Source organism: Bacillus sp. JZ34 (assembly GCF_053903205.1).
The window spans coordinates 3,616,354-3,642,818 of sequence record NZ_CP096403.1; the positions used below are offsets into that span (position 1 = coordinate 3,616,354).

The following is a 26,465-nucleotide window of genomic DNA, read 5'->3' on the forward strand; positions in this document are numbered from 1 at the left end:
CCTTACAGTTCAGGTTTTGCTTTATGGTGGTCTGTCGCCTGTTCGAATGCATGGGCGACGCGGTATACTGTGCTTTCGTCAAAGTGTTTGCCGATGATTTGCAGGCCGAGCGGCAAGCCGTTCGCCAAGCCGCACGGTACGCTGATTCCCGGTACGCCCGCAAGGTTGACAGGAATCGTCAGAATGTCATTGGCGTACATGGTCAGCGGATCGCTCGTTTTTTCGCCGATTTTAAATGCCGGCGTCGGCGTTGTCGGTCCGATGATAACGTCATAGTTTGCAAATACGTCTTCAAAGTCCTTTTTGATCAGCGTTCTGACTTTTTGCGCTTTTTTATAGTACGCATCATAGTAGCCTGAGCTGAGCGCGAACGTGCCGAGCATGATGCGGCGTTTCACTTCGTTTCCGAATCCTTCGGAACGCGTTTGTTTGTACAGGTCGATCAGGTTGTCGGCATTGTCCGTGCGGTAGCCGTAGCGGATGCCGTCGAAGCGCGCCAGGTTTGCCGATGCTTCAGATGAAGAAAGCAGGTAGTAAGTCGCCAGCGCGTATTTGCTGTGCGGAAGCGATACTTCTTCCCATGTCGCGCCAAGGCTTTCGAGCACTTTCAGCGCTTCAAGCACGGAATTTCTCGCTTCTTCTCCCACTCCTTCGCCGAGGTATTCTTTCGGCACGGCGATTTTAAGTCCTTTAATGTCGCCTGTTAACGCTGACAGATAGTCGGGCACGTCCACATTGGCGCTCGTCGAATCCATTTTGTCGACGCCTGAAATCGCCTGAAGAAGGTAGGCGTTGTCTTCGACAGATCTTGTGATCGGGCCGATTTGATCCAATGAAGAAGCAAATGCGACAAGGCCGTATCTGGAAACGCGTCCATATGTAGGCTTTAAGCCGACGACGCCGCAGAAAGATGCCGGCTGGCGAATCGATCCGCCCGTGTCAGATCCAAGTGAAAACGGCACTTCCCCGGCCGCAACCGCAGCCGCAGAGCCTCCGCTTGATCCGCCCGGAACAGTTTCGAGATTCCACGGGTTTTTTGTCTTTTTAAAGCCTGAGTTTTCTGTGGAAGAACCCATCGCGAATTCATCCATATTCAGCTTTCCGATGGTGACCGCTTCAGCTTCGTGAAGACGCTCAACAACGGTTGCATCATAGATCGGATCAAAGTTCTCGAGAATTTTGCTTGCGCACGTTGTCCGCAGATCCTTTGTTACGATATTGTCCTTAATACCGATCGGCATCCCGAAAAGAAGGCCGTGCTCATCACGGGTATCTAGCGCTTCGTCCAATTCTTTGGCGTATGCGCGGGCTTTTTCTTCATCAAGCTGCAAAAAGGCTTGTACCTTTCCGTCAACTTCGTGAATCCGTTTGTAAGATTCATCGACTAAATCTGATATGCTGATCTCTTTATTATGTATGAGACGTTTTAATTCAGATATTTTATGGTCAAACAGTGACATGTTTTCTCGCTCCCTCCTTTATTCAGTCCAAGATTGACGGCACGCGGATGTAGCCGTCTTTATGATCAGGCGCGTTTTTGACGACGTCTTCAACCGGAAGGCCTTTATCAGGGACATCTTCCCTCATGATATTCTTCATTTGCAATACGTGCGTTGTTGGTTTAACATTCTCTGTATCGACTTCGTTCAGCTCTTCTGCAAATGAAATAATGCTGTCAAGCTGTTCGGTAAACATCGCCGCTTCTTCGTCCGTAATCGCCAGTCTGGCAAGATGGGCGACATGCTTTACTTCTTCTATAGAAATACGCGACATACTAAAAACACCTCCAAGGTTATTCTCGCTTAGTCATAATACTGATCATATCAAATTTTAGCCTTCTAAATCAACAAAACCACGATCTTCGCCCCATTAGGCGGCTTTTATTTTATCGCACATGAAAAATTCAGTAAAATAGCCCGTACTAATATTCAGAATATTTTTACTTTATATAATATTTGTAAGCGTTTTCATTATGATGCTTATCAGAACCATCACGCTCTTTTTCAATAAAATCGGATGTTTTTCACGGTTGATTGATGGGGAATAGTTTGATAGGTTAGGTAACTAAGTACGATCTAATCGGCAGCGCCTTAATTCCAATACTTGATTTTTCAAAGAGGGGGCCCTGCAATTTTCTTCGTACCGCAAGTCAGTATTGTCGAAAATTTTAAAGAGGTGATGCCACATTATTTTAAAGAGGAGAGATATGAAACGTGAGTGTTGAAATATTTATTTCGTTAGGGATTTATTTTGCCGCGATGCTCTTAATCGGCTGGTATTCCTACAGAAAGACATCCAATTTGAATGACTACATGCTCGGCGGCAGAGGTCTTGGGCCTGCTGTTACGGCTTTATCGGCCGGCGCGTCGGACATGAGCGGCTGGATGCTGATGGGACTGCCCGGAGCCATGTATGTGACAGGACTTTCGAGCGCCTGGCTTGCCGTCGGTTTAACAATCGGAGCTTATGTGAACTACTTGGTTGTCGCTCCCCGGCTGCGCACATATACAGAAGTAGCAAACGATGCGATTACAATTCCGGATTTTTTCGAAAATCGGTTTAATGATACGACGAGAATCTTGCGCCTGGCATCAGCCATCGTCATCATGGTGTTTTTCACACTGTACACGTCGGCGGGTATGGTGTCCGGAGGAAGACTGTTTGAAACGGCGTTCGGCCTCGATTATAAAATGGGTCTTTTCTTAACGGCAGCAGTCGTGATTGCTTATACGCTGTTCGGAGGGTTTTTGGCCGTCAGTCTCACTGACTTTGTGCAAGGTTTGATTATGTTTATCGCTTTAGTGCTCGTGCCGATCGTTGCCTTTACTCAATTAGGCGGAATTACGCCGACTTTCAATGTGATCGAAGAAATCAATCCAAGCTTGCTCGATTTCTTCAAAGGAACGACCGTCATTAGCATTATTTCATTTCTCGCCTGGGGACTGGGCTATTTCGGTCAGCCGCATATTATCGTCCGCTTTATGGCGATTTCATCCGTAAAAGAGCTGAAGCCTGCGCGCCGCATCGCAATGGGCTGGATGATCATCTCCGTAATCGGCGCACTGCTTGTCGGACTGATCGGTGTGGCGTATGTCCATGAAACGGGTACAGCGCTTAAAGATCCGGAAACGATTTTTATCGTGTTCTCAAAAGTATTATTCCATCCGCTGATTACCGGATTTTTGCTTTCCGCTTTGCTCGCGGCGATTATGAGTACGGTGTCTTCCCAGCTGCTTGTCACATCAAGCGCCATGACGGAAGATTTTTACCGGACGTTTTTCCGGCGCAAAGCTTCGGATAAGGAACTCGTTCTTGTCGGACGTCTGAGCGTTCTGCTTGTCGCCGTCATCGCGATCCTTCTGTCTCTGACACCGAACAACACGATCCTTGATTTGGTCGGCTATGCGTGGGCCGGGTTTGGTTCCGCATTCGGACCCGCCATCCTTCTCAGCTTGTACTGGAAGCGGATGAACCAGTGGGGCGCATTGGCCGGTATGATCACAGGAGCCGTGACCGTGCTGATTTGCATTCTGACCGGTCTGCAGGAGAAGACGGGAATCTATGAAATGATCCCTGGTTTCTTCCTGAGCTTGATTGTCGTTTACGCTGTCAGCATGATCACGAACAAGCCGGCAAAAGAAGCAAGAGATATGTTTGAAGAAATGGAACAGACGCATGAGGAAGAACATTCTTAAATGATCAGGCAATGAAAGCCGCCGGGCGATATCCGGCGGCTTTTTTGCTCAGACGGAATTCTTTTGATGCCACACCGGCAATATAATGGTAGGAGTATTGGGCTTTCTTGCTGATGAATGGTTCCGCGACATCCCCTTCAAAAACAGTTGTCGATCCATAGCGTCTGTGAGAAAATCATATCAATCATATAAGATATTGTCGGAAAGGAGATCATGGGCATGGATTGGCATATTGAAACAGAAACACTATTGAAGCTTGGCATCGCAACATTAATCGGAATGGTCATCGGTCTCGAAAGGGAGCTGAAAAACAAGCCGCTCGGCTTAAAAACGTGCATCGTGATTGCGATCAGTTCCTGTGTTCTGACAATGATCAGCATTGATGCGGCATACCATTTTCCAAAGTCGAACAGAATTATGATGGACCCTTTGCGGCTTCCCGCACAAATCATATCGGGGATCGGCTTCATCGGAGCGGGCGTGATCTTACGCAAAAGCAACGACGTCATTTCCGGCCTGACCACTTCAGCGATGATCTGGGGAGCAGCCGGCCTCGGCGTCGCCATCGGAGCGGGCTTTTATAAAGAAGCATTTGTCAGTCTCATTTTCATTTTAATCAGCGTCGAGTTTTTGCCGTGGATCGTCGGCAAAATCGGCCCGAACCGATTGCAGGAAAAAGAAATCCGCGTCCGCATGTCTCTGAATGACAAGGATAAACTGACGGATATCCTCAAGGAAATGAAAGCGAAAAAAATCCGGATTCATTCCGTCCGGATCGATGATATGCGCGATAATGAATTTCCGGTCATGGAAACGAAAATCATGGTTCATAAGAAACGGTATGTCACCGATGTCTATTACGATATCAAAGCGATCGACGGCGTCGTCGGCGTAAAATGCGATACGCTTTAAAAAAAGCAGCCCTTTGGCTGCTTTTTTTGTGAATCATAAATATGGACGGTCGGTTCTATAGGATGATGCTTTCTCTCGCCTAGAGGATTTATTCAATTTCCTCTATTCTCCCCTTTTCAAATGTTCGAATAAATAATATGAGGACAAGCGTATATGTAATTTCTTACCAGCAGGGTGGAAATTTGCTATATTCAGTCGTTTTTTACTGATTGATCGCTAGGAGATCTCTTGAAATTTTTTTAATGTCATCAGCCGATGTCTGTTATTGAATTTTATTTAAGGCCGCATCATCTGCCATCACAATCACATCATTATGTTTCCTTAAAATTGAAGCAGGGAACTCTTGGGAGACACGGGTGCTGTTCAGCAGCCGTGCCAATGCTTCAGATTTTTCATTTCCAGACACGAGCAGAAGGATCCGCTTACTTTCCATTATTGTTTCAATTCCCATGGTCAATGCCTTTGTCGGTACTTCGTCCAAGGAACGAAAGAACCGGGAATTTGCCTGCCGGGTTGATTTATCCAAATCAACGATATGGGTTCTGCTTTTAAAGCTTGTCCCCGGTTCATTAAAACCGATATGACCATTCAATCCCATCCCTAATATTTGTATGTCAATTGCTTTTTCGGAAACAAGTCTGTCGTAACTGATGCATTCTTGTTCCAAATCTTCCGCCATCCCATTTGGGATATTGATATTCCTTTGCCTAATATCCAGATGTTTGAATAATATTTCATTCATATAATAATGGTAGCTGTTTTTATTTTCTTTAGCCAGTCCAACGTACTCGTCTAAATTAAAAGCAGTAACATTCTTAAATGATATTTCCTTTTGCCGATACTTTTTGATCAGGCATTTATACAAACCTAGCGGTGTCGAACCTGTTGCAAAACCGATAACAGGATTTTTTGAATTGTTAATGAGCTCAGTCATTAAATCAGCTGATTTTTCACTCATTTCTTCATAACCTGATACATGAATAATTTTCACGTCGTTCTCCTTTCCGCAAAATAACATGTCCAAGACGGACTACTGTATTAAACTGCACTTCAAAAAGACAAGGCATCTTCGCTACACCTCAGTAAGACAATCCATTATTCAAGAACTCCGATATTCCGCTGATAACGATCATTTACTCGATTACATTTCCTTTAGAATCAAATACACCGATAAGTTCAGGATCTTCAGAAACGTTTTTTAAGATTGCAATATGCGCATTCGTGACAAAGACTTGTGTACGAAAAGCAAATATTGCCGTATCGCCGACTTTTGCTTCAACTGTGTTTAATGCGCCATAATAATCAATATGATCAGGTGTCATTTCAATAGCTTGAACCTTCTTAAGATGATTTTTGTTTGTTCCAACCAGCGCCGCTTTCATATGTGAACGCGGATAGAATCCACCGCCGAAAACATAAGCATGATGATTAGATATGTGGGATACTTCAGTTACATATACCATTGCAGGTCTTTCTGCGAGTTTTTTCGTTGCATGAATGGGCGTCGTTCCAATTAAAGCATGACCGGGTTCGCCTTGAGTTGCACCATTTTCCTTCAACAATTTGATTGTTCCACAAGATGTTGCACTTGGCATATTCATCTCAAGCCTTTTATACCCTCTTTCCATTAAAAAAGATTTTACGGTTTGCATGGATGTTACATTCGGAGTAACTGTTGGAAGGCCGTCTTTAATCAATATACAAGGAAAGCTTGTTAAACCTGCAATTTCAATTCCTTCTAACTGTTCAATCGATTCGATATCCTTAACGATTTGTTCAAAAGTGAACCCTCCCTCTTGACCTTTATATATATAATCCTCTTTGTTTGCGATACGTAAAAACACTTTTTGTTTTCTTCCCATTTCCTTAGCTGCTCTACTAATGTTTCGAGCATTTGCAAGACTGAAAACCGTAACATAGTCAGGATGAAGCTTTAATATAGCCGGAATCATATGAATAGGTATTTGAACAAGATGTCCGACATGCCCAATCTTGATTCCATTTTGGCTGAGTGTGATTGCCTCCCACGGGTCTACAGCAACCGCTTTGTCAATTCCGCTTTCGGCGATAGCTTGTGCTACCAACGGATTACGGCCAAATTGCTTTGTCATAAAAAACAGTTCAATATCCTGTTTTTTGGCTTTTCTACTTAAAACTTTTGCATTTTTCTTGACAGTGTCCAAATCTAATACATAAGTGTTAGGTGAAATGATTCCCCGCTGATGAAAATCCAATGCAGCTTCTATTAATTTTTTATTATATTTTAATGTAGATTCCAAAAACATCAGTCTGTCTCCTCTTTTCCTTTTTGCATTAAATGAAGGAATGAACTGCCGTTTTCAGTATTGCGAAGCCCTAGATAATCAGCAGAAGTTGCAGCAATGTCGGATAGCGTTTTTCTTTCCCCGATATTTGCGGGGGATAACTTTTGGTGATAAGCCAGCAAATACGTTTTTTCCCGTGTGTGTTGGTTATGGCCGATCGTAGGGTCATTCCCGTGATCTGCACTAATCATCAGCAGATCCTGATCTGTCATTTTACGGAGAATTTCCGGCAAATATTGATCTACCATTTCAATCCGATTCGCATAACGCACAGGATTCTGTGCATGTCCGGCTAAATCGGTTTCTTGTACTGTGGCAGCAATCACGCCTTTTTTGACACGGTCCATCTCCTGTATAATATCCTTCATAACTTGTTCCGTATCTACACCCGGAAACCTATTTGCACCTTTACAATAAATGATGTCCTGCATTTTTCCGATAAGAGAAACTTCCATTCCCCCATTTTTCGCCAATGTTGGCAGCTGCTTCTCGGGAGAGATACCAAAACCTAAGTGACGGACTTGATACCCCTGCTTGTATACATTAGATTTAGGCGAATTCACTCCTACTAATCCGTCTTCTCTTCTTTCAACTGACCTCTGCAAGTGTTCGGGTGTTACATTTTCTCCTCCAAGAACAATCACACGATTTACTTTAACATGATGACGGACGCATCTTCCTATTTTCAACACTTCATCAAACGGAATATTATCCAGCGGAGCGCTTACATTATAAATTTGCCCGTAATCTGTTTCGATATTATCGGCCACGACTACTAAATCGTTTACTAATAGATACGGCAAATCTGAATTTGGTATGTTAACTTTATAACCCTGATCTTCCAAAGCGAGTTTAACATGATTGATATGTTCTGCAAAAGGAGCTAAATATGTCTTTTTTGGCTTTGTCCCCATGATTTCATTATGCCCTTCAAAACTGTCTGCTCCTTGATGCATCAGGTTCAAAACACCATAGCTGGCAATATGGTCTACATTTTTCAATTTAGGATGGTGCAAGATTTTGTTTATACCCAATTTTTCGAGATTTGGAATGTTTAAAGAAGGCACCGTATCAAGTATGTGATAGAAAGTATTAGCGCCAACGTCTAAAGGGTGATAATCGCTTGCATCTTCCATATAACCGACACCTAAGCTGTCTAATATTATGATAATGACTCTTTTATTCATTTATATCATCCCCTATTGAAGGATTTACACTAAGATTTTCTGTTGCTCGGTGAACGGATATGTTTAGAATTCTTAAAATGGTCTCAGGACCGCTTCTTAATGGATTAATGCGGATCATTTTTTTGGCCAGTGATGGATCTGCAGATAAAAAAGTGCCAGACACTCTATAAAACATTGGTGCAAACTCGTATTTTGATTCAGCACCTACCGGATGGGGTGCCGCTCCCAATTCATTAGCATGATGGAGCACTTTTTCGGCAATTGGTTTAACAAACTCTACAAGTAAGACTTTTGATTGTGCATTTGCCAAATAAGCCTTTTTAACACCTTTAATGGCTCCATTATTAAGCGAGTGAACTAACTGATCATTGACACTTGCTTGAATTGCCAGCATAACTGGCGCATATACCAGGCCCCTTAAAGCTTCTAAAGCTTCATAACCTTGAACTTGGCTTCCGCCTGAATAGTTTAAATTTTCTATTCTTTGTATTAAAGCATTTTTGCCTAAAATGACTCCAATACCTTCCGGACCTAGTAGCTTGAACAATGAAAAGGTGGACAAATCGGCTTTGACTTGCGCTCCAACCTTTTCCGCTTTCATCGCAGCATAGTTGTCATCCGTAATAATGACTAGACTAGAATGAATGGAACGAATTTTTTTTATCGTTTCAGCCAAATCATAATGGTCATCTATTTTTTGCCTCGTATGCTGAATCAATACACCTTTTAACTTCGGGTGTTTGAGGATGGCTTTTTTTATTTGTTCAGAATCGTGAAAATCCGCGTATATTGGCAAGACCCCCATCGACTCTAACGTTGTTTTACTTGTTGGATATATAGGTGCATCATGGACAAGGATCTCGTCACCTGGCTTTAAAAAACTCATAAAACCAAATCTCAATGCCCCTGTTCCTGCACCACGAACTAACATTGCTTTCTCTGTGCCAAAGAAATCGGCTAGTGTCTCTTCTATTTTTTTTGTGAACCGCGGTTTATTCATTCCTTTTACAACGCCTAAATCGCCAAGTGAAAGCAATTCCTCTCCTCGAAAATGTCTTGTGATGACATCAACCAACTTAAATTGTCTATGCATGGCTTCTTCAATAGATAGACTATATAGAGGATAAGTTTCCATGCTTATTCACTCTCCCCCTTTCATAAAAGCGCGAGGATTTTTAATCAACATCTTATCAATTGATTCATCAGTTATTCCATAGGTTTGCAAGAGAGGGATAAACGTGTCTATCAAATATGAATAGCCCACCCCGCCTTTATATACCAAATGTGATTTTCTGGTGATGTCCATAGACAGCAGAACCTTGTCTATATACCCTTTAGCCTGTATCTTTTTCAACATTTCTGCCCGAACACGATCAGACATATAATTTTCTTTACCTATTGTATCGAATTCTACATACACACCTTCTCTCAGCATTTTCAATATATAATCGGCATCTCCTGATAAATCAACATGCCCTATCACCACTCGGTTTAAATCAACTTCATGTTTTTTGAAAAATTCTACTTGTTCATGCCCTAATGTTCCTATGGAAGTATGGGTTGATATTGGTTTTTTTGTTTGCTTATGCGCCACAACAACCGCTTCAAATACTTTTTGTTCGGTTTCCGTCCATTTATTGTAACTTGTTCCAATTTCACCGATCAGCTCGGCTTTAGCATCTGTTCCTCTAATTCCTTCAACAATCTCCATTACCATTCTTTCTGCCAACTTTTCTTTTGGTTCGCGAAACACATGGATCGGGTAAAAAGTATCTTGGTAGAAACCAGTTGAAAAGACAATATTAATGCCTGTTTCTTCTGCTACTTTTTGAACGTATGTAATATTTCTCCCCATTCCAATATTCGTGACATCCACAATATTGCGTACGCCCTTTTCGTATAAACTTTTAAATTCTCTAACGGTTTCAGAAAATACATCCAACTTACAATCCTCATTGTTTTTTACTTCGGAAAGGTCTATCGTTGTATGTTCATGCATATAGGTCATTCCGTCTTTCAACATTCGGAAACTTCCCCTCTTTCGATGATTTAGCCAACCTGCCATAAACCGACTGCATAGAGAAGATTGGCAACAATCCCCAACAATATAACTGCAATAGGGCCGACAGCCAATTCAACAAGTGGTTTTGATGCAATTCGGTTTATTAAATAAAATCCAATCACCCAGAAGAAGCCAATACCGGGAGCAATTTTTTCCCCTGCCATCGCACTGCCAATTAATATAGCCATTCCTAGAACATCTGACAGCGAAGTGCGAATATGCTCCCCCATCTCCCTTACACCAGGCAGTTTGTCCATACTTTTTGATACTGCGGATAATGATACGACCTCTAAATACATGACTAAAAAGCCCAACAGAAATGCTAAAATCGGTATATCCCTGAAAATAAGACCGATTGCAAATACCAAAGTGGTACCAGCTAAACCATAAACTCCTGTTACGATCGCAGTTGAAAAAACTAAAGGGATGAAGCCAATTCCACGTGCAAATGTAGCGATTGCCGCCTCTGTGTAAAGCTCTTTATTAATCAATGCTTGAGGCATTGCATCCACTGCTAAAATCAGCATGGATGATGTTAAAGAAACAAGTCCTCCCATAAGAGCTAATAACCAGCGGTTTTTTTTAATTCGATTTACACGCTCATTAAATATATTCACTAAATTTGCATTAGTAGATTCATCTCCGCCTCTAATTCTCGCAGCATAATAAATCATCATTAACATTCCTGCTAATAAAGCCATTCCTTCAGGACTGAGCGAAATTTTATATCCTGCAGCTTGAAATGTTCCAAACTTCTCGAATAAGAGAAACGAAGCCAAAGTGACGATTGCAGTGACGGCGGCTTTTTTTAAACCGTGCTGATATCCAACCGCTACAGCTGGAAATACTGTAAATGCAATAATAATAGGCTGACCAATAAGACTTAAAGAATCTATAAAATTTACGGGAAACATGCCAAATAAATCTACTACAAATTGCAGTCCTAAAACGATTCCAATACTATAAACGGCACCAATAACCCCTGCAGTTATCATGCCTATTTTGTTTTCCGGAGTCCAAATGCCAATAATGTCACACGCCAATAAAATGCTGTGTCCAATAATGATTGTTGCTCCTATTGAAAGCGGAATACCAAACCCTATGATTAAGCCAAAACTTAATGCAAAACTTGTTGCAGCAAGCTCCCCTCTTGTCATTCTCCCCTCAAGGTATTCGGGCATAATCGGTCGCAAACCATCATTAAACACTGCTACTCCGCGATTTACTAGTATAGAACCTAATGCACCAACAGCCGCTATGACAAGACATTGAATTAAAGAAAGGTCCATTCATTATTCACCTCTATGATTTTTCTCATCTTCTGTACATCATGTCATCCGTGCTTCTTAAATCATCCAGGAAAGCGCTTTCTTTAACTGAAAAAAATGTATACAGTTGAAGCCGGTGTAACAAAATATAAAGAAAAAAATTCATTTATTTTAATAAATAAGGAATTAAAATGTTTAATATATTTTGTGAAGACGAAGCTGTAAAACCAAAGGCAATTTTGCCGCTTTCTACTTCCTTCTCGATCTCTTCCTTGTTTTTTATGGTACTTGGCGAAGCCAAGGTGACGCATTTATCTTTGCCTAATAATGCAATTGCCATTGCAAGCGCACCACCGGATCCTGTTTCACAGGCGCCAATATAATAATCTACCTTATTGTTTTTCACAGCCATAACAGCGTCCAAATCACCTTTAACCAAAACTTCTACATTGCTTCCCCCAATTTCTTTAACAAGTTTTTCAATCGCTTGTTTTTTCAACTGTCCGCCTATTACGATTCTCACCATAATAAAACCCTCCTATTCATTAGATTCTATGACTTTATGAAGATGAAGATAAAAATAGACACGCTCACCTTCTGGAAGTTCTAAACCTGCCAGTGAATGTATAAAATCTATCACTTCTTCTATAGCATTTTTATATGGTGTTTCGTACACTTCATTGATGATGGCAATTGCAGGACTTTCTTCGCTTTCTCCCCTCTCAATTCTAGTTAAAGCCATCGCCATGTGCGTCCAAAACATTTCAGAGTCTTTGATCACCTCCTTTTTCAGCTTTTTTGATAAGAAAACAAATGTGTTCAAAGTTGTGTTGAAAGCATTTTTTGTAATCACTCGACTCGTTAGTAAAATAGACAACTTTTCTTCCAGCTGTATTTGGTTCACGACAGTCCCTCCAATATACTGTATTTAGTATTTTAAATTTCAAATGCTGACCCATCGCCTCATGTATTGAATGACAAGTCGGATGGGCCGGCATTTTAGTAGCGCGGTATTTTCTCTCCTTTTTCTACACTTTTTTGAGTGTCTAATATTTGTTTCTCATTAACCAAATGCCACTTTTCTGCTATTTCTTTTTCTCTGTCTCCTTCAATAACAATAACGGCTTCAGTTGTATCCTTGGAAATTTTCTTGGCTTTCGGTGAAAAAAAATCGATTGCTTTAAACGTTTGAATCATTCTTTTGTCATCGGCATTCCAAACTGCTGCATCAATTTGTTTTGCAAGAAGCATATCGAAAAGCTGCATATAATTCACATTGACAAACTCAGCATTTTCATTTTCAAATTCAGCCAATGTTAATTGTTTCTGATCCAGGGACTCCAAATCAACACCTACTCTTACAACATCCTTACCTATTTCCTCATTTGGATGAGCTAAGAAGATTTTATGGGAAGATACATAACTGCTTTCCCCGAATTTCTTAAAAATTTTCAAATTTGGATATTCTGCTATGATATGATCTGCCGTCATCTTAGAAACAATTGCAAAATCACTTCTTTTTGTTCGGACTGCTTCGATTCGATTCACTCCGCCACGCATATAGATCAAGTTAACTGTTTTTCCGGTTGATTCAAACCCTTCCACAATCCCTGTTGCCAGCCCTTCATATTTCCTTGAATACGGAAGTGGCATTGAGCCGATTAATGGTGCAATACCTGCAATCTCAAGTAATAAATTGTTATCCTTACTTACCAAAAACGTTCCTAAATGGCCTCTAGCCTCCAAATAAATCGCTTTCATATCAACCAATAAATTCAGCGCACTTTGGACAGTCCCCCTGCCGATGGATAACTTATGACAGTAGTCTGAGATGCGGGGAATTTTTTCACCTGCTTTGATATTCATCAATTCTTTAGCAATATTTTTAGCAGCCAAACCATTTTTAGAGTAAAATTTTTCCCACATAATTCATCTTCCTCAAAACAATATACTATATTCTGTATAATCAATTATAAGAGTTGTATCCTAATTTTGCAATAGTATTTTATTCAGAATACTATAAAAAAATATTTTGTTGGCGCACCGTGAATGAATGATAGGTCTCCTTATTCCTGTTTCCGCGTGACAAAAAGAAGCAGCCTAGAAGGCTGCTTCTTTTTTATGAATCATAAATATGGACGGTCGGTTCCTTGTCTCCCGGCTTTTTCAGGATAACGGCTTCCTGCCCGGCTGACGAATTAATGTTGATCTCAACGTTCAGTCCGCTTTTGCCGTAGTAATCCATCACTTCACCGGTCAAGAACTGGGTAAAGGCGATGACTTCGCTTTTGCCGTAAAACTGCATCGGGATGTTGATTTTCATGTCCTGCATTTGGTCGTCTTTATAGAGAGCCGTGCCGACAACCCCTGTGTAGTTTGGAAAATACGTGTCGACTTTGTTTTTAAAGCGTTTGAAAAGCTCCGCGTCATCCGGATGTTTCTCTGAACCTTCTGTTGAAGGGAAGAACGTGTACTCTTCATTGATTTTATCCCAGCCGCCGAGCTCGCTTGTCCCTGATTTCACATCGGTTTTGGCGATAAAGTTTCCAGGGACGATCGATGACTTAGGCGCCTGCTTGTAGAGCATGATGGTCAGCGGAATGTTTTTCAAATCATCCATGTTTCTGATCCGTTTCGCCACTTCCTCGGCAATTTTTTCGCCTTCCTGCCTCAGCTTTTTGTCGCTGATGGTCACTTCTTTTTGCGGGTCGCCGACATTTTCGCGGTAGTAGTAGACAGAGTTCAGCGCAAGGCCGATCACGACGCCGCCGAGCTCAATCGTATCCTTGTCTTTGCGGACGAGGTAGTCATGCTCAAGCATATGGGCGAGGTATACCGGGCTTTCTTCGTTTTGCTTCTCTGTTGACCCGCTTCCGGAAAGGGCGGGGTTCAGTCCGAGGTTTTTGAAGTTTTTATCGTCTTTCTCCGCTTTTTTCAGGTCGTCTCCCGTTTTTTTGCGGGCGAGCCAGCTCGTAACTGTATCCTCATCCAGGTATTGTCCTTCTTGAAAAAGGTAATCGTCAGTAGAAAATGAATCTTGCGCAAGGCGCATCATGCCTGTCTCAAATTCATCGATATCCAGCCGCGTATTCAGGCGTTCGGTCGTCAAGCCGCGGGCTTTCCCCGCCTTGAAAGGAAGAACCATTTTATAATAAGAATCGGAGATGTTGTATTTCGGAATGATGGCTTTTTCTTTCGACTTATCCGTTTTCTGCACCATCTCCTGCTCTTCTTCTCCCCCAAAATTCGGCGCACAGGCCGAGAGCATGAGCATACCCGCAGCAGCCGCCAAACATAATATCTTTTTCAATAGAAAACACTCCTCTTATTTCTTTAGCTCACTGATCAGTCTTGCTTCATCCCATACTTCGATGTTCAGCTCTTCAGCTTTCGCCAGTTTGCTGCCTGCCGCTTCGCCGGCAATGACGAGATCGGTTTTTTTGCTTACACTGCCTGTGATTTTTCCGCCGAGCGCTTCGATTTCCGCTTTCGCGTCGTTCCGCGACATTTCGTTGAGCTTCCCGGTCAGGACGATCGTTTTCCCCGCAAAATACGAATCGCTCGCTTCAGCGGCCGCTTTTTTCGGGCCCTTATACTCGGTGTTCACCCCGAGTTCTTCAAGCTCGTCCAACAGCTTTAAAATCTCTTCTTTTTCAAAATAAGTGACGAGGGCGTCCGCCATCTTCTCGCCGATTTCATCGACTTCGACCAATTCTTCTTTTGTCGCTTTTTTGAGCCTGTCAAGCGTTTCAAAATGCATCGCCAGTGTCTTGGCCGCTTTGGCGCCGATGAAGCGGATGCCGAGTCCGAAGAGAAGCCGTTCCAATGAATTCTCCTTCGATTTTTCAATCGACTTCAATAAGTTGTCGGTCGATTTTTCCCCCATCCGCTCGAGATTGATCAGCTGCTCGCGCGTCAGCTTATACAGATCGGCGACATTGTGGACGAGGTCTTCGCGGAACAGCTGGATGATGACGCGCTCGCCAAGACCGTCTATATTCATCGCGTTCCGGGAAACGAAATGGATCAGGCCTTCCCTGATCTGAGCCGGGCACTCCGGATTGATGCAGCGAAGCGCGACTTCTCCTTCAATTCTGACAAGCTCGCTTCCGCATTCCGGGCATTCCTTCGGCATGTTGAATTCTTTCTCTTCTCCCGTCCTCTGTTCGACGAGCACGTTGACAACCTCGGGAATGATGTCTCCTGCTTTTTTAATGACGACTTTGTCCAGCAGTCTGATATCCTTCTCTTTAATCAAATCTTCGTTGTGGAGAGAAGCTCTTTGGACGGTCGTTCCCGCCACTTTTACAGGTTCGAGAATCGCAGTCGGGGTTACTGCACCCGTCCGGCCGACGCTTAATTCAATGTCCAAAAGCGTTGTGACAACCTCTTCGGCAGGAAACTTGTAGGCGATTGCCCAGCGCGGGCTTTTTGCCGTAAAGCCGAGTTCTTCCTGCTGATCAAGGGAGTTGACTTTAATGACGATCCCGTCGATTTCATACGGGAGGTCGGCGCGTTTTGTCTTGAGCTCTTCGACGATCTCAATGACTTCTTCGATCGTGCTGCATTTTTTTCTTTCATGATTGGTTTTAAAGCCGAGTTCGTCGAGGAAATCAAGTCCCTGGCTTTGCGTTTCAACGCCCATTTCGTCAAGCTCCGCTATACTGTAGACGAAGATGTCGAGATTTCGTTTCGCGGCGATTTTCGGATCGAGCTGCCTTAATGAGCCGGCAGCGGCGTTCCGCGGGTTGGCGAACGGCTCTTCATCCCGTTCGAGCCGCGCTTTGTTCAGCAATTCAAAGGAGCGCTTCGGCATAAAAGCCTCGCCGCGCACTTCAATTGAAAGATCGCGCTTCATTCGGAGGGGAATGTTTCTGATGGTCTTCAAATTTTCTGTAATATCCTCGCCCGTTGTTCCGTCGCCTCTTGTCGCACCTCTGACAAATACGCCGTTTTCATAGCGCAGTGAAACAGCAAGACCGTCTATTTTAAATTCGACGTTGTACTCAACATCTCCGACCGCCTGGCGGACGCGGCGGTCAAAGTCGCGTAGATCTTCTTCATTAAACGCGTTGCCGAGGCTCAGCATCGGCGTTTTATGCTGCACCTTTTGAAAGGCGTCCAAAACGGCTCCGCCGACGCGCTGAGAAGGAGAGTCCGGCGTTTTCAGGTCGGGGTGCTCTTCTTCAAGAGCAATAAGTTCCTTCATCAGCTTGTCATATTCGGAATCAGGCACGCTTGGGTCGTCAAGGGTGTGATATTCGTAGTTGTATTTGTTAATCAATGCATGCAGTTGTTCCACACGGCGTTTAGCTGCTTCTTTTTCCATTGGTTTCGTCCTTTCATTTCAGGTCTTTTGCCATTTATTGCTTTTCAATAGGCGCAAAGGCCGCGAGAAGACGCTTCACTCCGGTCGGGCTCGGGAAGGCGATGTCAAGCTCAGTCGATTCGCCGGATCCTTTGACGCTGACAACGGTTCCGACGCCCCACTTTTTATGGGAGGCTTTGTCGCCGACTGCCCAATTGACACCGTCGCCGCCGGTTTTGCTGTACGATGCAGCCGGCCGGGTAACCGGGCCTCTCCGCTCCGGCTTTCTTCCAAACGGCGTTTTCAGATCTTTTTTCTTCTCGTTTAGATTGTCCAATAATTCTTCCGGTATTTCCGCAATGAACCTTGATTCCGGGTTCATATTCGTTCTCCCGAACAATGTCCGCATCCGCGCGTTAGTTAAATAAAGTTCTTCCTCAGCCCTCGTGATGCCGACGTATGCGAGTCTCCGTTCTTCTTCCATCTCCGCTTCCTCCATCAGGGAGCGGCTGTGCGGGAATACCCCTTCTTCAAGCCCCATCAGGAACACGACCGGGAATTCGAGTCCTTTTGCGGCATGAAGCGTCATCAAGATGACCGCGTCTTGATTTCCGGTCTCTTCTTCCTTTTGATCAAGCTGATCGATATCGGCGATAAGGGCCAAATCCGTCAAAAAGGCGACGAGCGATTTATCTTCGCTTTGCTGTTCAAAGTTTTTCGTTACGGAGAGAAACTCGTCGATATTTTCAAGACGGCTCTGCGCTTCCAGGGATTTTTCCGCTTTCAGCATTTCGCGGTATTCGGTTTTTTCAAGGATTTCTTCCGTAAGCTCTGTGACAGATAAGTATTCCTGCATGTTCGTCAGGTTTTCGATCGTCTGTCTGAACTCGTCAAGCGCGTTCGCCGCTCTTGCGCTGAGACCGATAAAGTCAACCTGTCCGAGCGCTTCAAATAAAGACATTCCGTTCATATCGGCATAAGCCGCAATTTTATCGACTGAAGTCGCACCGACGCCGCGCTTCGGCACGTTTACGATCCGCGCAAAGCTGATATCGTCGTCAGGATTTGCGACGAGGCGCAAATACGCAAGGATGTCTTTGATCTCTTTCCTGTCATAGAACTTCGTGCCGCCGACAATGTTGTAGTTGATGTTCGCTTTCATCAGCGTTTCCTCGATGACACGCGATTGAGCGTTCGTCCGGTACAAAATCGCGATATCAGAGTAAGATCGTTTTCCCGAGCCGACGAGCTCCCTGATTTTGCCCGCGACAAATTGGCCTTCGCCAAATTCGTTGTCGCCTCTGAAGTAGGAGATTTTCGCTCCTTCGTCATTTTCGGTCCAGAGGTTTTTCGGCTTTCTGTTGGAGTTGTTCTGAATCACTTCATTGGCCGCGTTCAATATCCGCTTTGTCGACCTGTAGTTTTGTTCGAGCAGAATGACGCTTGCATTCGGATAGTCTTTTTCAAACGACAGAATGTTGGCAATGTCCGCTCCGCGCCATCTGTAGATCGACTGGTCGGAGTCGCCGACGACGCAGATGTTTTCGAAGCGCTGCGCCATTTTTTTGACGAGCAAATACTGCGCCCTGTTCGTATCCTGATACTCATCGACATGAATGTATTGGAATTTCCGCTGGTAGTATTCGAGCACTTCCGGCACCCGGTCAAACAGGATGATCGTCGTCATGATCAGATCGTCAAAATCGAGCGACTGGTTTTTCCGCAGTTTTTTCTGATAATCTTTGTAGACATCGCTGACGACTTGTTCAAAAAAACCGCCGGCTGTTTTCTCGTACTCTTCCGGGTCGATCAATTCGTTTTTCGCACTGCTGATCGATCCGAGTATGCTTCTGGGATCGAATTTTTTCGGATCGATGTTTCTTTCCTTTAAGATTCCTTTAATGACGGAAAGCTGATCTGACGTATCAAGAATCGAGAAATTCCGGTTGATGCCGATTCTGTCGATGTCTCTCCGCAAAATTCTCACACACATGCTGTGGAACGTCGAAATCCAGATGTCGTCCGCTCCCGGTCCGAGAATGCGTTCCACACGTTCTTTCATTTCTCTGGCCGCTTTGTTCGTAAATGTAATCGCCAAAATGTTCCACGGGGCAACGCGCTTCTCCGCCATTAAATACGCAATGCGGTGCGTCAATACCCGCGTCTTTCCGCTTCCTGCTCCGGCCATGATCAAAAGCGGACCGTCCGTCGTTTTGACCGCTTCCTGCTGCATCTTGTTTAATCCGCTTAATAATTGGTCGCTAATGTAATTCAATTCCGTTCACCGCCTATTCAAACATATGTTCTATTATAAACCAATCCGGTTCGTTGTGCTCATCCTTTTACGGCCTTTACCGTTTGCAGCGCATCTTCGAAATTCTCATAAATCGCGTTTCCGACGACGATCACATCGGCGTGCTCAGCCATTTTTACCGCCGTCTCCGCATCTTTGATGCCGCCGCCGTAAAACAGCGTCGTTTCCTGAAGCACCGCTTTTGTTTCCTTAACGATCTCCGAATCCCCCAGCATGCCGCTGTATTCAAGATAAAAGACCGGAAGGCGGAAAAGATGTTCTGCCACGCGGGCGTATGCTTTAATATCCTCAATGTCAAGCTCGGTATCTGCGTTTGTTAAAGCGGCAGCCTTGCAGTCCTGATTCAAAATACAGTACCCTTCAACAACAATCTCATCAGGTGACATCAGCTCGCCGTATTCTTTCATCGCCTTTTTATGTAAGCCGGCAATCCAGTCGGTATCTCTGCTGTTGAGCACAGTCGGAATAAAATAGAGATCAAATCCCGGGACGATCGCGTCAATCGTCGACACTTCCAGGACGCACGGCACTAAAAAGCGGCGCACTTTTGACATCAGCCGAAGGACATCATCTTCTGTGACATGATCGCTTCCGCCGATCAAAACCGCGTCTGTTCCAGATTCGCACAGCTGTTCAAGCTGATCATCCGTAATATCTTTATTCGGATCGAGTTTAAAGACATGCTTCCACTCGGTAATATCGTACATGAAAAAAGCTCCTCCATTCGTTCTTACCATTTAAATATTATAACAAATTCAGCCCCTTTCGAAAAACGGATAACGAATAAACGATAAACGTGCAGAAAGCACAAAAAAACCGCCGGTGCTCAGTGCCCTGAGCCAGGCGGTTTCATGACATCATGAAGATGATTCAGATTGATTTGCTTTGACGCGGTCCAGCGCCATGATATAAGCGTCATTTCCGTAGTTCAGGCAGCGTTTCACCCTGGAAATGGTCGCGGTGCTCGCTCCGGTTTCCGTCTCAATTTTGTGATACGTGTTACCGTCGCGCAGCATTCTGGCTACTTCGAGCCGCTGAGCCAATGACTGAATTTCATTTATTGTGCATAAATCATCGAAAAAACGATAGCATTCTTCGAGATCTTTTAGTGATAGTATGGATTGAAAAAGCTGGTCCAGCTCTCTCCCGCGCAATTTATCGATCTGCATCTTTACACACCTTCTCCTTTGCTAATAGAAACCTTGCTGAGATCGGGAACGACATTGATCCACGTTTTTCCCGGCACAAACGGAACGGTCTTGCCGTCCGTCTTCGGTATGATCCGGCCGTTTTCGTTCTTCCAGCTGATCCGATGGACTTCCCCGTTTTGCAAAAGGAGTCCTTTTCCGCCTGAACGAAGGTCAATATCCCTTCTCCCGTACGCATCTTTCATATGATGTTCGGCTTCCGCTATTAGAATGTTTTGAAGAACAACCGGTTCTTCTGTTTCAAGGTCTGTTGTCAAAATACCGTCTGACTTTCTCACATAGCCTTCAACCTTTTTATCATAACCATATTCGACACGGTTTGTAACGGATTTTGTTCCGTAATCTAACCGTATAGAATAAAGCGCATCCGAAGGTTTGTCAGGGCTTGCTTTAAAAGTGAGCGGTTCTGTGCGGGTTTCGATGGCATATCCTTTGTCATCTGCTGCTTGCTTTACATTTTTATATGACGTGTACGAATTATGCGGCGCTTCCCGAAAATCGGCCCTCCAAAACAGGCTGCCGTCGTAATCCATCCCATTGATATGATCGGCGTCGCCGTTCAACAGGCGGCTTTTTGCACCCGGACTCCAGCCGTGATGCACCAAGAGGCTGTCAAAACCGAGAGCCAAATCAATGAAATACTCCCGGGCGCTGCGGACTGGGCCAACCGCTTCAGGCATGTCGCTTTGATAGATCGCCAACAATCGTGTGATCGGTCCTTCACTGAGAGCTTCAATGACAATGTCAGCCTTGCTTAATCCCGACTGCGGCCGTGCTTTTGAATGATTGTTCACCACAACGGCAATGGGCCGCTGCCGAATATCTCCGTCCGCCTTCAATCCTGTCAGCGGATGAATGTTCTTTTCCTTTTCCTGCTGTTCCTGCGACTGGCACGATGCAAGCAGTAAAAGAGAAGCAAAACAAAGCAGTACTCTTACATATCGATTCACCATAGATTAGCTCCCGCTCTTTTATATTTTAACGCATTATCGATGGAAAGAGTACAGTTTTTTTCATCACATCAAAGATCCCTTTCGGCGTCACCCTGATATAAGGCAGATGAGTGCTTTGCAAAAAGAGCAGGGTGTAGATCGGGTCGTCAAACGTATAGCCTCTTTCAAACAAAAGCTCTTTTAACGTCTTTTCCCTTTCAAGCACCTTTTCATACATCTCATTTGATGCGCCGCCGCTTAAATGAAGAGGAATTTCGTGCAGGATTTTTCCGTTTTCCGCTAATACGATACCTCCCCCGATTTCTTTCATCCGCTTGAAGGCCAAAAGCATGTCTTCCTTGTTTTTGCCGACCGCGATAATATCTCCCGTTGTCGAATAGGAGCTGACGAACCCTTGGACGCGGGTTGCAAAGCCCTTCAGCATCGTATTGACACGCCATTTTCCGTATTTGTCGAACAGCGAGAGATAGCTTTCATCATGGTCAAAAGAAAGCTGGTTGACAGAGTTGTCAATCTCAATCGTATAAGGCTCCATAATCACGGAATTCCTCATTTTTAAGCCGAGCGGCATGGAAAACTGCAAGTCATCCATCGTTAGATCATATGAAAGGTTCAGAGGGACAAGACCCCCTTTTTGCCAATCCGGAACTGAAAACGCATTCATATTTACGCCGCCTGATTTGATCAGCCGCCCTTTTGCCAAAACTGTCTCCGGATTCGGTTCATCAGGGCTATTCAAAATGTTGAGCGTTGCGTATCTGCCCGGTGCCACCACACCGAGGATATCCTCCATATGATAATACTTAGCGATATTAAACGAAGCCATATTATAGGCATCGATCAGCGGCACGCCCTCTTCGATGGCAATTTCAATCAGCTTGTTTGTCATGCCTTCTTTATAAAAGTTCGGCGTTGCACCGTCCGTTGTATAAAACATATGGTCATAATGGTGAAAGCCGTCTTCGTGCAGCTCGCGCAAAATCTTTCGCAAATCAGGACGGATGGAAGACTGCCTCAAGCCGACGTGGTATCCAAGTTCAAGCCGCTTCAGCACTTCCTTTCCAGTCATGGATTCATGATCTGCATCAGCGCCGAAAAGCTTCATCTTCGTGAGCGTTTTTTCCGATGCTCCCGGAAAATGACCCTCGATCCGCTTTCTCCTTCTTTTCGTGCACTGCATGCAATGAAGGAGCAGATCATCGCCGTCCAAGAGGCGCGGCCAGCCTGTCATTTCTCCTCCCTGGATGACGTCCGGGTGTTCTCCCCAACGTTTTCGGTAATCGATCGATAAAATTTGATCTTCATTCAACACTTCAGTCTGCAAGTCATACCTTGACCACCAATAGTAGTGGACAGGCTGTTTTTTCAGTTCTTCCAATATAGAAAACGCTTTCTTTTTTCCGCAATGCAAAAGCAGAAACAAGTTGTCATTTACGAATGTCGTCGTTCCAAACTGTGACACATATTCAGCCAAAGTTTGGGGATTATAAATTTGAAAAGGATGGACATGCGGCTCAATATACCCGGGTACAATGTATTTTCCTTCACAATCTATTGTAGTTTTAACAGCCGTCTTCGGCAAGTCACGGCCGACGTAAACGATTCTGTCATGATGAATCCATACGTTTGCCAGAATCCATTGCTTTACATACGGGTTCAGTACAGAGGCATTTCGTAAAAGGAGCGTTGGCTGCAGCCTTGAACTTACAACATCAACTTGCGATCTGATGTGTTTGTTTTTCCAAATTAAGGTGCGTTCGGACATTCACATACTCTCCTTTACATGTAATGATCCTATGTTAACACATTTACTATCGTCACGCATTACCAATCCGTTACAATTTTTCGAAAAAACACTTTATTTAATTATTTAAATAGGAGGAATGAAGCATGAAGCAAAACATCGGACTGTTTGACGCCGTTTTTCGCATTGCCTGCGGACTGACGATCCTGTCGGCGGCAGCGGCAAAGTTTACGAGAAAACCGTGGTGCAGAATGACGCTTTTCTGCATGTTTATGGGGGCGATGAAGGCCGCTTCCGGCATCTTGCGATTTTGTCCCATGACATATGTTTGCCAAACTTATATGAAGCAGCAGGGAGAGACTGGCGAACAATCGTAAAAAGCACCTTTTATAGGTGATTTCAGACCGTTGACAAAATAGGTCGGATTTCTAAGGTCCTACCTATTTTTTGTCAAGTTTATTTTGTTTTTTCGATGAAAAAGCCGGCGGTTAGGGCCTTTCCATGTCCATTCATGTCAGCGAAAACAAGCATCGCCTGCATGGACAATTTTTTCTTTCCCCACAGGGTTGTCCAGCGCAGGCCATGCCGCAAAAAACCCGTTCGATGGTTTCGCGCATGGAGCGATGCCCAAGCACGTATTGAATCAGAACCATTTTGATCAATACAACAGGATCAATGCTTGGACGTGCTTTTGAAGAATAAAGAGGGGCAACTTTTTCATAAATAAATGAAAAATCCATGAACTTCTTCCATCTTCCTGACCAGATCATCTTCAAGGACAAGTTCACTTAAGGCAACGACTTCAAGCTGTTCACGCTGATCTTTTGAGTGCTTGGACAACATAGTAAAACCTCCAAAACTAGATTCCACTCACATTTTTTTTAAAAAAGCTTGTCGATGAAGCCACTTTTTATGCTTTGTCGACAAGCTGAAAGCATCCCAAACCGGGATGCTTTTTTCTATTCGGTCAATTTTTCAATCTGGCCCATCACATCGCTGATCTGCTGAGCGCTTTGCACCAATTCTGACTGCTCCAGCTTCTCGACTGTTAATTTTCCTTCCTCAACACTTTTCAAAACATCCTCAGCGCTTTTTTGCAGTGTTTCATTATGCTTCTCGATGGTGTTATGAATCTCGGCTGCGGCATCGGGAGGGGTTAATTCATTAAAATCGGCTGCAGCCTGCTGGATAGACTCAAGCTGAGTTTCCAGCTTTTCTTTTGCACCCGTGTCGTTTACAGCCTGTTCAGCCAAGGAAGGCGCCTCCTCCGCAAATGTCTTCACTTCTTGGATATAGCCGGCCGCTTCATTTGTATAGTTCAATCCGTCATTCACCTGATCAAGCATTCCGCATCCGCCTGCACCTAAAAGGCCCATTCCGGCAAGAACTATAAGAATTCTTTTCATTGTTTGCCTCCTTATCGTTTCTTTTTCATTTTTTCTTTCAAAATCGGAATTAATTTTTCTTTCGCCAAAGGCAGACCTTTCTTCACCAATTCACGCTTCAGCCATTTCCCGAGCTTAGACACGGTCAGTCTCCTTTCCCTTTTGATAAAAATGAAAAAACTCCACCGATTTGGTGAAGTGGATAAACAAAAAGACCTTCACCAAATCAGATTTGGCAAAGGTCTCGCTAACAATTAGATTGCCAGCAAAGCCGAGGATCTAGGACATCCCGTAATGACGACTTTACTGTGACAGCTACTCCCCTTTGGAGTATTCATTTTTATTACTTTCATTTTAAGGCACAAGGCTTATCCAGTCAAATTCCTGCTGGCCGGCTTATGAAAGAAATGCCCTGTCCGTAAAAAAACACCTTCTTGGGAATGAAAGTGGCAGATTGTTGACGAAATCCTAAAACGGTTTAAAGTTTTAGGATTTCGTCATCTTTTATAGGGGCTTTTTTGATATTGAATGATGTCATTTTTGCAAATGCTCTCTTATACAATCTTCACATAAAATCAAGCCGTTGCTCTCCAAAAACCTTTTGACATGGGCGAATCCTGATAGTCCGACGGGCTTGTCTACGTAATAAAATGTCTCGTCTTTTGATATTTGTTTTTTACACCTTTTGCAGGTTACATGACTCATATGTTATCTCCTTTTCTATCACTGTCTAAATAAAATTGGTTGTACGATTTTTCTATCGATAACAAAAAAGCACCTTTCACGGGTGCTTTTTTAATTAGTTAGGCGCCGTTTCCCCTGCTGATTTCACCCGCAGACGGAATTGTTTCAAGCCGTACATGCTGCTGTCCGCCATCGGCGCGATCGCAAGCTTTTCCATCGAGGAATACTGCTTCAGAAGCCCCTCAAGGGCAATCGTTGCTTCCAGCCTCGCGAGCGGAGCGCCTAAGCAGAAATGGATGCCGTGGCCAAATCCGATATGCGGGTTCGGATGACGGTGAATATCAAATTCGTGCGCCCTCTCAAATTTCGCTTCATCACGGTTGGCAGAAGCAAGAAAAGCGACGACGCCTTCTCCTTTTTTCAAACTTACTCCTCTGATCTCGGTATCCTGTTTAACGAAGCGCACGATCATCGGCGCAGGCGCCCGGAAACGGACGGCTTCCTCGACGGCCTGCGGAATCAGTTCAGGATGCCTGGCGAGCTCGTCATACGCACCCGGTGTTTCGAGAATGCTGTAGACCGCATTTGAAATCAAATTGGTCGTCGTTTCATTCCCCGCCATCAAGAGCAGGTTGCAAAACGGAACCAATTCATCAGGAGAAAGCTTGTCCCCTTCTTGTTCGGCTTTGATCAAGAGCGAAATCAAGTCATTGCCGAGGTTTTGTCTTTTCTCTTCGATCATCTTTTCAAAAAACGCGGTCAGCTCTTCTTCCCCTTGATCCCTGATGTTTTTCCACTCGTTCACATCTTCTTGCCGATCGCTCTTCGGCAGGCTGACCAACACGTCGGACCATTCTTTGAAATGGTGCTTATACACTGAAGGAACGCCGAGCAATTCCGAAATGACGATGACGGGCAACGGATATGAAAAATCCTGTACAAGGTCGATCTCTTCCCTGCCGCGGATTTGAGCGAGCAGTTCATTCGTCAGTTCGCGAATGCGCGGCTCCCACTCTTTCATGACACGCGGAGTAAAAGCCTTGTTGACGATCGATCTGATTCTCGTGTGTTTCGGCGGATCCATGCTAATCAACGTTTTCGCAAACGTATTGCCGGTTCCAAGCTGATGGAACTGATTTGAAAAAAAGTCTTTGTCGCTGATCACTCTTTTGACATCGTCATAACGGAACACACTCCACACCTTGCTGTCTTCATCATAGTGAATCGGTGATTCGGTGCGCATTTTTTCATACCATGGAAACGGATCATAAGGGTCTTGTCTGTTCTTTCCGTTAAGCAGCGCTTTCTGAATAGGGTTCTGCTGTTTTGTTTGACTCATTCGCTTTCACTCCCTCGGTTCTTGTCAGCTGATTCATGAAGTTCAATATGTTAGTTTAAAATTAAAAGAATCCACCGGATCA

The 26,465-nt window shown here is 44.2% G+C and carries 23 protein-coding genes and 1 pseudogene; 3 read left to right on the forward strand and 21 right to left on the reverse strand.

The annotated features are described in order from the left end of the window. Positions 1-2: 2 nt before the first annotated feature. Positions 3-1,460, reverse strand: coding sequence for an Asp-tRNA(Asn)/Glu-tRNA(Gln) amidotransferase subunit GatA (gatA, locus tag M1D90_RS18420; RefSeq protein WP_023855604.1), 1,458 nt, complete (start codon positions 1,458-1,460; stop codon positions 3-5). Between the two features lie 22 nt (positions 1,461-1,482). Further along, positions 1,483-1,773 carry an Asp-tRNA(Asn)/Glu-tRNA(Gln) amidotransferase subunit GatC gene (gene gatC, locus M1D90_RS18425; protein ID WP_003179590.1) on the reverse strand — a complete coding sequence of 97 codons (291 nt, stop codon included), beginning with the start codon at positions 1,771-1,773 and terminating at the stop codon, positions 1,483-1,485. Positions 1,774-2,213: 440 nt separating this feature from the next. Between gatC and putP the strand changes: the two genes are divergently transcribed. After that, the gene (gene putP, locus M1D90_RS18430; RefSeq protein ID WP_020450465.1) at positions 2,214-3,695 is read left to right on the forward strand and encodes a sodium/proline symporter PutP; all 1,482 of its coding nucleotides are present in this window, start codon (positions 2,214-2,216) and stop codon (positions 3,693-3,695) included. Between the two features lie 219 nt (positions 3,696-3,914). After that, positions 3,915-4,607 carry an MgtC/SapB family protein gene (locus tag M1D90_RS18435; protein ID WP_020450464.1) on the forward strand — a complete coding sequence of 231 codons (693 nt, stop codon included), beginning with the start codon at positions 3,915-3,917 and terminating at the stop codon, positions 4,605-4,607. A 262-nt stretch (positions 4,608-4,869) separates the two neighbouring features. Here M1D90_RS18435 and nagB read toward each other — a convergent pair whose 3' ends face one another. From nagB to M1D90_RS18515, 16 genes are all read right to left on the reverse strand, one after another. Then, positions 4,870-5,598, reverse strand: coding sequence for a glucosamine-6-phosphate deaminase (gene nagB / locus M1D90_RS18440; RefSeq protein WP_020450463.1), 729 nt, complete (start codon positions 5,596-5,598; stop codon positions 4,870-4,872). A gap of 142 nt (positions 5,599-5,740) precedes the next feature. Then, entirely contained in the window at positions 5,741-6,892 is a 1,152-nt protein-coding gene (locus M1D90_RS18445; protein WP_095323738.1) for a YhfX family PLP-dependent enzyme, read from the reverse strand. Beyond that, positions 6,892-8,118, reverse strand: a complete 1,227-nt coding sequence (locus M1D90_RS18450; protein ID WP_368679460.1) for a phosphopentomutase — start codon at positions 8,116-8,118, stop codon at positions 6,892-6,894. The genes M1D90_RS18445 and M1D90_RS18450 overlap by 1 nt, the downstream gene beginning before the upstream one ends. Beyond that, positions 8,111-9,259, reverse strand: a complete 1,149-nt coding sequence (locus M1D90_RS18455; protein ID WP_368679461.1) for an aminotransferase class V-fold PLP-dependent enzyme — start codon at positions 9,257-9,259, stop codon at positions 8,111-8,113. Before M1D90_RS18455 ends, M1D90_RS18450 begins: the two co-directional genes overlap by 8 nt. Then, positions 9,260-10,141 (reverse strand): phosphotriesterase family protein, encoded by an 882-nt coding sequence (locus M1D90_RS18460; protein ID WP_429717219.1) that lies wholly within the window; start codon positions 10,139-10,141, stop codon positions 9,260-9,262. Positions 10,142-10,167: 26 nt separating this feature from the next. Next, positions 10,168-11,469, reverse strand: coding sequence for a YhfT family protein (locus tag M1D90_RS18465; protein ID WP_020450458.1), 1,302 nt, complete (start codon positions 11,467-11,469; stop codon positions 10,168-10,170). Positions 11,470-11,614: 145 nt separating this feature from the next. Further along, entirely contained in the window at positions 11,615-11,974 is a 360-nt protein-coding gene (locus M1D90_RS18470; RefSeq protein WP_020450457.1) for a DUF2620 domain-containing protein, read from the reverse strand. Positions 11,975-11,986: 12 nt separating this feature from the next. Continuing rightward, positions 11,987-12,352: a PRD domain-containing protein gene (locus M1D90_RS18475; protein ID WP_020450456.1), complete on the reverse strand. Its 366-nt coding sequence runs from the start codon at positions 12,350-12,352 to the stop codon at positions 11,987-11,989. 95 nt (positions 12,353-12,447) lie between these two features. Further along, the gene (gene yhfZ, locus M1D90_RS18480; protein ID WP_105980774.1) at positions 12,448-13,374 is read right to left on the reverse strand and encodes a GntR family transcriptional regulator YhfZ; all 927 of its coding nucleotides are present in this window, start codon (positions 13,372-13,374) and stop codon (positions 12,448-12,450) included. A gap of 193 nt (positions 13,375-13,567) precedes the next feature. Beyond that, a complete protein-coding gene (locus M1D90_RS18485; RefSeq protein WP_023855598.1) occupies positions 13,568-14,758 on the reverse strand; it encodes a CamS family sex pheromone protein in 1,191 nt (396 codons plus the stop codon). 15 nt (positions 14,759-14,773) lie between these two features. Next, positions 14,774-16,777, reverse strand: a complete 2,004-nt coding sequence (gene ligA / locus M1D90_RS18490) for an NAD-dependent DNA ligase LigA (RefSeq protein WP_456282954.1) — start codon at positions 16,775-16,777, stop codon at positions 14,774-14,776. A gap of 34 nt (positions 16,778-16,811) precedes the next feature. Beyond that, the gene (gene pcrA / locus M1D90_RS18495; protein ID WP_456282955.1) at positions 16,812-19,031 is read right to left on the reverse strand and encodes a DNA helicase PcrA; all 2,220 of its coding nucleotides are present in this window, start codon (positions 19,029-19,031) and stop codon (positions 16,812-16,814) included. Between the two features lie 59 nt (positions 19,032-19,090). After that, positions 19,091-19,777, reverse strand: coding sequence for a heptaprenylglyceryl phosphate synthase (gene pcrB, locus M1D90_RS18500; RefSeq protein WP_105979214.1), 687 nt, complete (start codon positions 19,775-19,777; stop codon positions 19,091-19,093). A 150-nt stretch (positions 19,778-19,927) separates the two neighbouring features. Further along, a complete protein-coding gene (locus tag M1D90_RS18505) occupies positions 19,928-20,239 on the reverse strand; it encodes a YerC/YecD family TrpR-related protein (protein WP_003179568.1) in 312 nt (103 codons plus the stop codon). 2 nt (positions 20,240-20,241) lie between these two features. Beyond that, positions 20,242-21,228 carry a DUF3048 domain-containing protein gene (locus M1D90_RS18510; protein ID WP_025810323.1) on the reverse strand — a complete coding sequence of 329 codons (987 nt, stop codon included), beginning with the start codon at positions 21,226-21,228 and terminating at the stop codon, positions 20,242-20,244. 28 nt (positions 21,229-21,256) lie between these two features. Next, the gene (locus M1D90_RS18515) at positions 21,257-22,996 is read right to left on the reverse strand and encodes an adenine deaminase C-terminal domain-containing protein (RefSeq protein WP_025810321.1); all 1,740 of its coding nucleotides are present in this window, start codon (positions 22,994-22,996) and stop codon (positions 21,257-21,259) included. A 125-nt stretch (positions 22,997-23,121) separates the two neighbouring features. On the opposite strand from M1D90_RS18515, the gene M1D90_RS18520 reads away from it, so the two are divergent. After that, a complete protein-coding gene (locus tag M1D90_RS18520; protein WP_003179554.1) occupies positions 23,122-23,352 on the forward strand; it encodes a YgaP family membrane protein in 231 nt (76 codons plus the stop codon). Positions 23,353-23,553: 201 nt separating this feature from the next. Here M1D90_RS18520 and M1D90_RS18525 read toward each other — a convergent pair. The 3 genes and pseudogenes from M1D90_RS18525 to M1D90_RS18535 form a co-directional block, all read right to left on the reverse strand. After that, positions 23,554-23,818 (reverse strand): annotated as a pseudogene (locus M1D90_RS18525) (transposase); the annotation flags it as partial. 116 nt (positions 23,819-23,934) lie between these two features. Continuing rightward, the gene (locus M1D90_RS18530; RefSeq protein WP_020450446.1) at positions 23,935-24,381 is read right to left on the reverse strand and encodes a DUF6376 family protein; all 447 of its coding nucleotides are present in this window, start codon (positions 24,379-24,381) and stop codon (positions 23,935-23,937) included. A gap of 778 nt (positions 24,382-25,159) precedes the next feature. Next, positions 25,160-26,383, reverse strand: coding sequence for a cytochrome P450 (locus M1D90_RS18535; RefSeq protein WP_456282956.1), 1,224 nt, complete (start codon positions 26,381-26,383; stop codon positions 25,160-25,162). Positions 26,384-26,465 lie beyond the last annotated feature (82 nt).

Excerpts from the sequence above, each read along its gene's own strand:
- gatA (WP_023855604.1), bottom strand. The coding sequence starts at position 1,460 with ATGTCACTGTTTGACCATAAAATATCTGAATTAAAACGTCTCATACAT.
- gatC (WP_003179590.1), bottom strand. The coding sequence starts at position 1,773 with ATGTCGCGTATTTCTATAGAAGAAGTAAAGCATGTCGCCCATCTTGCC.
- M1D90_RS18435 (WP_020450464.1), top strand. The coding sequence starts at position 3,915 with ATGGATTGGCATATTGAAACAGAAACACTATTGAAGCTTGGCATCGCA.
- M1D90_RS18445 (WP_095323738.1), bottom strand. The coding sequence starts at position 6,892 with ATGTTTTTGGAATCTACATTAAAATATAATAAAAAATTAATAGAAGCT.
- M1D90_RS18450 (WP_368679460.1), bottom strand. The coding sequence starts at position 8,118 with ATGAATAAAAGAGTCATTATCATAATATTAGACAGCTTAGGTGTCGGT.
- M1D90_RS18460 (WP_429717219.1), bottom strand. The coding sequence starts at position 10,141 with ATGTTGAAAGACGGAATGACCTATATGCATGAACATACAACGATAGAC.
- M1D90_RS18465 (WP_020450458.1), bottom strand. The coding sequence starts at position 11,469 with ATGGACCTTTCTTTAATTCAATGTCTTGTCATAGCGGCTGTTGGTGCA.
- M1D90_RS18470 (WP_020450457.1), bottom strand. The coding sequence starts at position 11,974 with ATGGTGAGAATCGTAATAGGCGGACAGTTGAAAAAACAAGCGATTGAA.
- yhfZ (WP_105980774.1), bottom strand. The coding sequence starts at position 13,374 with ATGTGGGAAAAATTTTACTCTAAAAATGGTTTGGCTGCTAAAAATATT.
- ligA (WP_456282954.1), bottom strand. The coding sequence starts at position 16,777 with ATGGAAAAAGAAGCAGCTAAACGCCGTGTGGAACAACTGCATGCATTG.
- pcrB (WP_105979214.1), bottom strand. The coding sequence starts at position 19,777 with ATGTACGATATTACCGAGTGGAAGCATGTCTTTAAACTCGATCCGAAT.
- M1D90_RS18505 (WP_003179568.1), bottom strand. The coding sequence starts at position 20,239 with ATGCAGATCGATAAATTGCGCGGGAGAGAGCTGGACCAGCTTTTTCAA.
- M1D90_RS18515 (WP_025810321.1), bottom strand. The coding sequence starts at position 22,996 with ATGTCCGAACGCACCTTAATTTGGAAAAACAAACACATCAGATCGCAA.
- M1D90_RS18520 (WP_003179554.1), top strand. The coding sequence starts at position 23,122 with ATGAAGCAAAACATCGGACTGTTTGACGCCGTTTTTCGCATTGCCTGC.
- M1D90_RS18530 (WP_020450446.1), bottom strand. The coding sequence starts at position 24,381 with ATGAAAAGAATTCTTATAGTTCTTGCCGGAATGGGCCTTTTAGGTGCA.
- M1D90_RS18535 (WP_456282956.1), bottom strand. The coding sequence starts at position 26,383 with ATGAGTCAAACAAAACAGCAGAACCCTATTCAGAAAGCGCTGCTTAAC.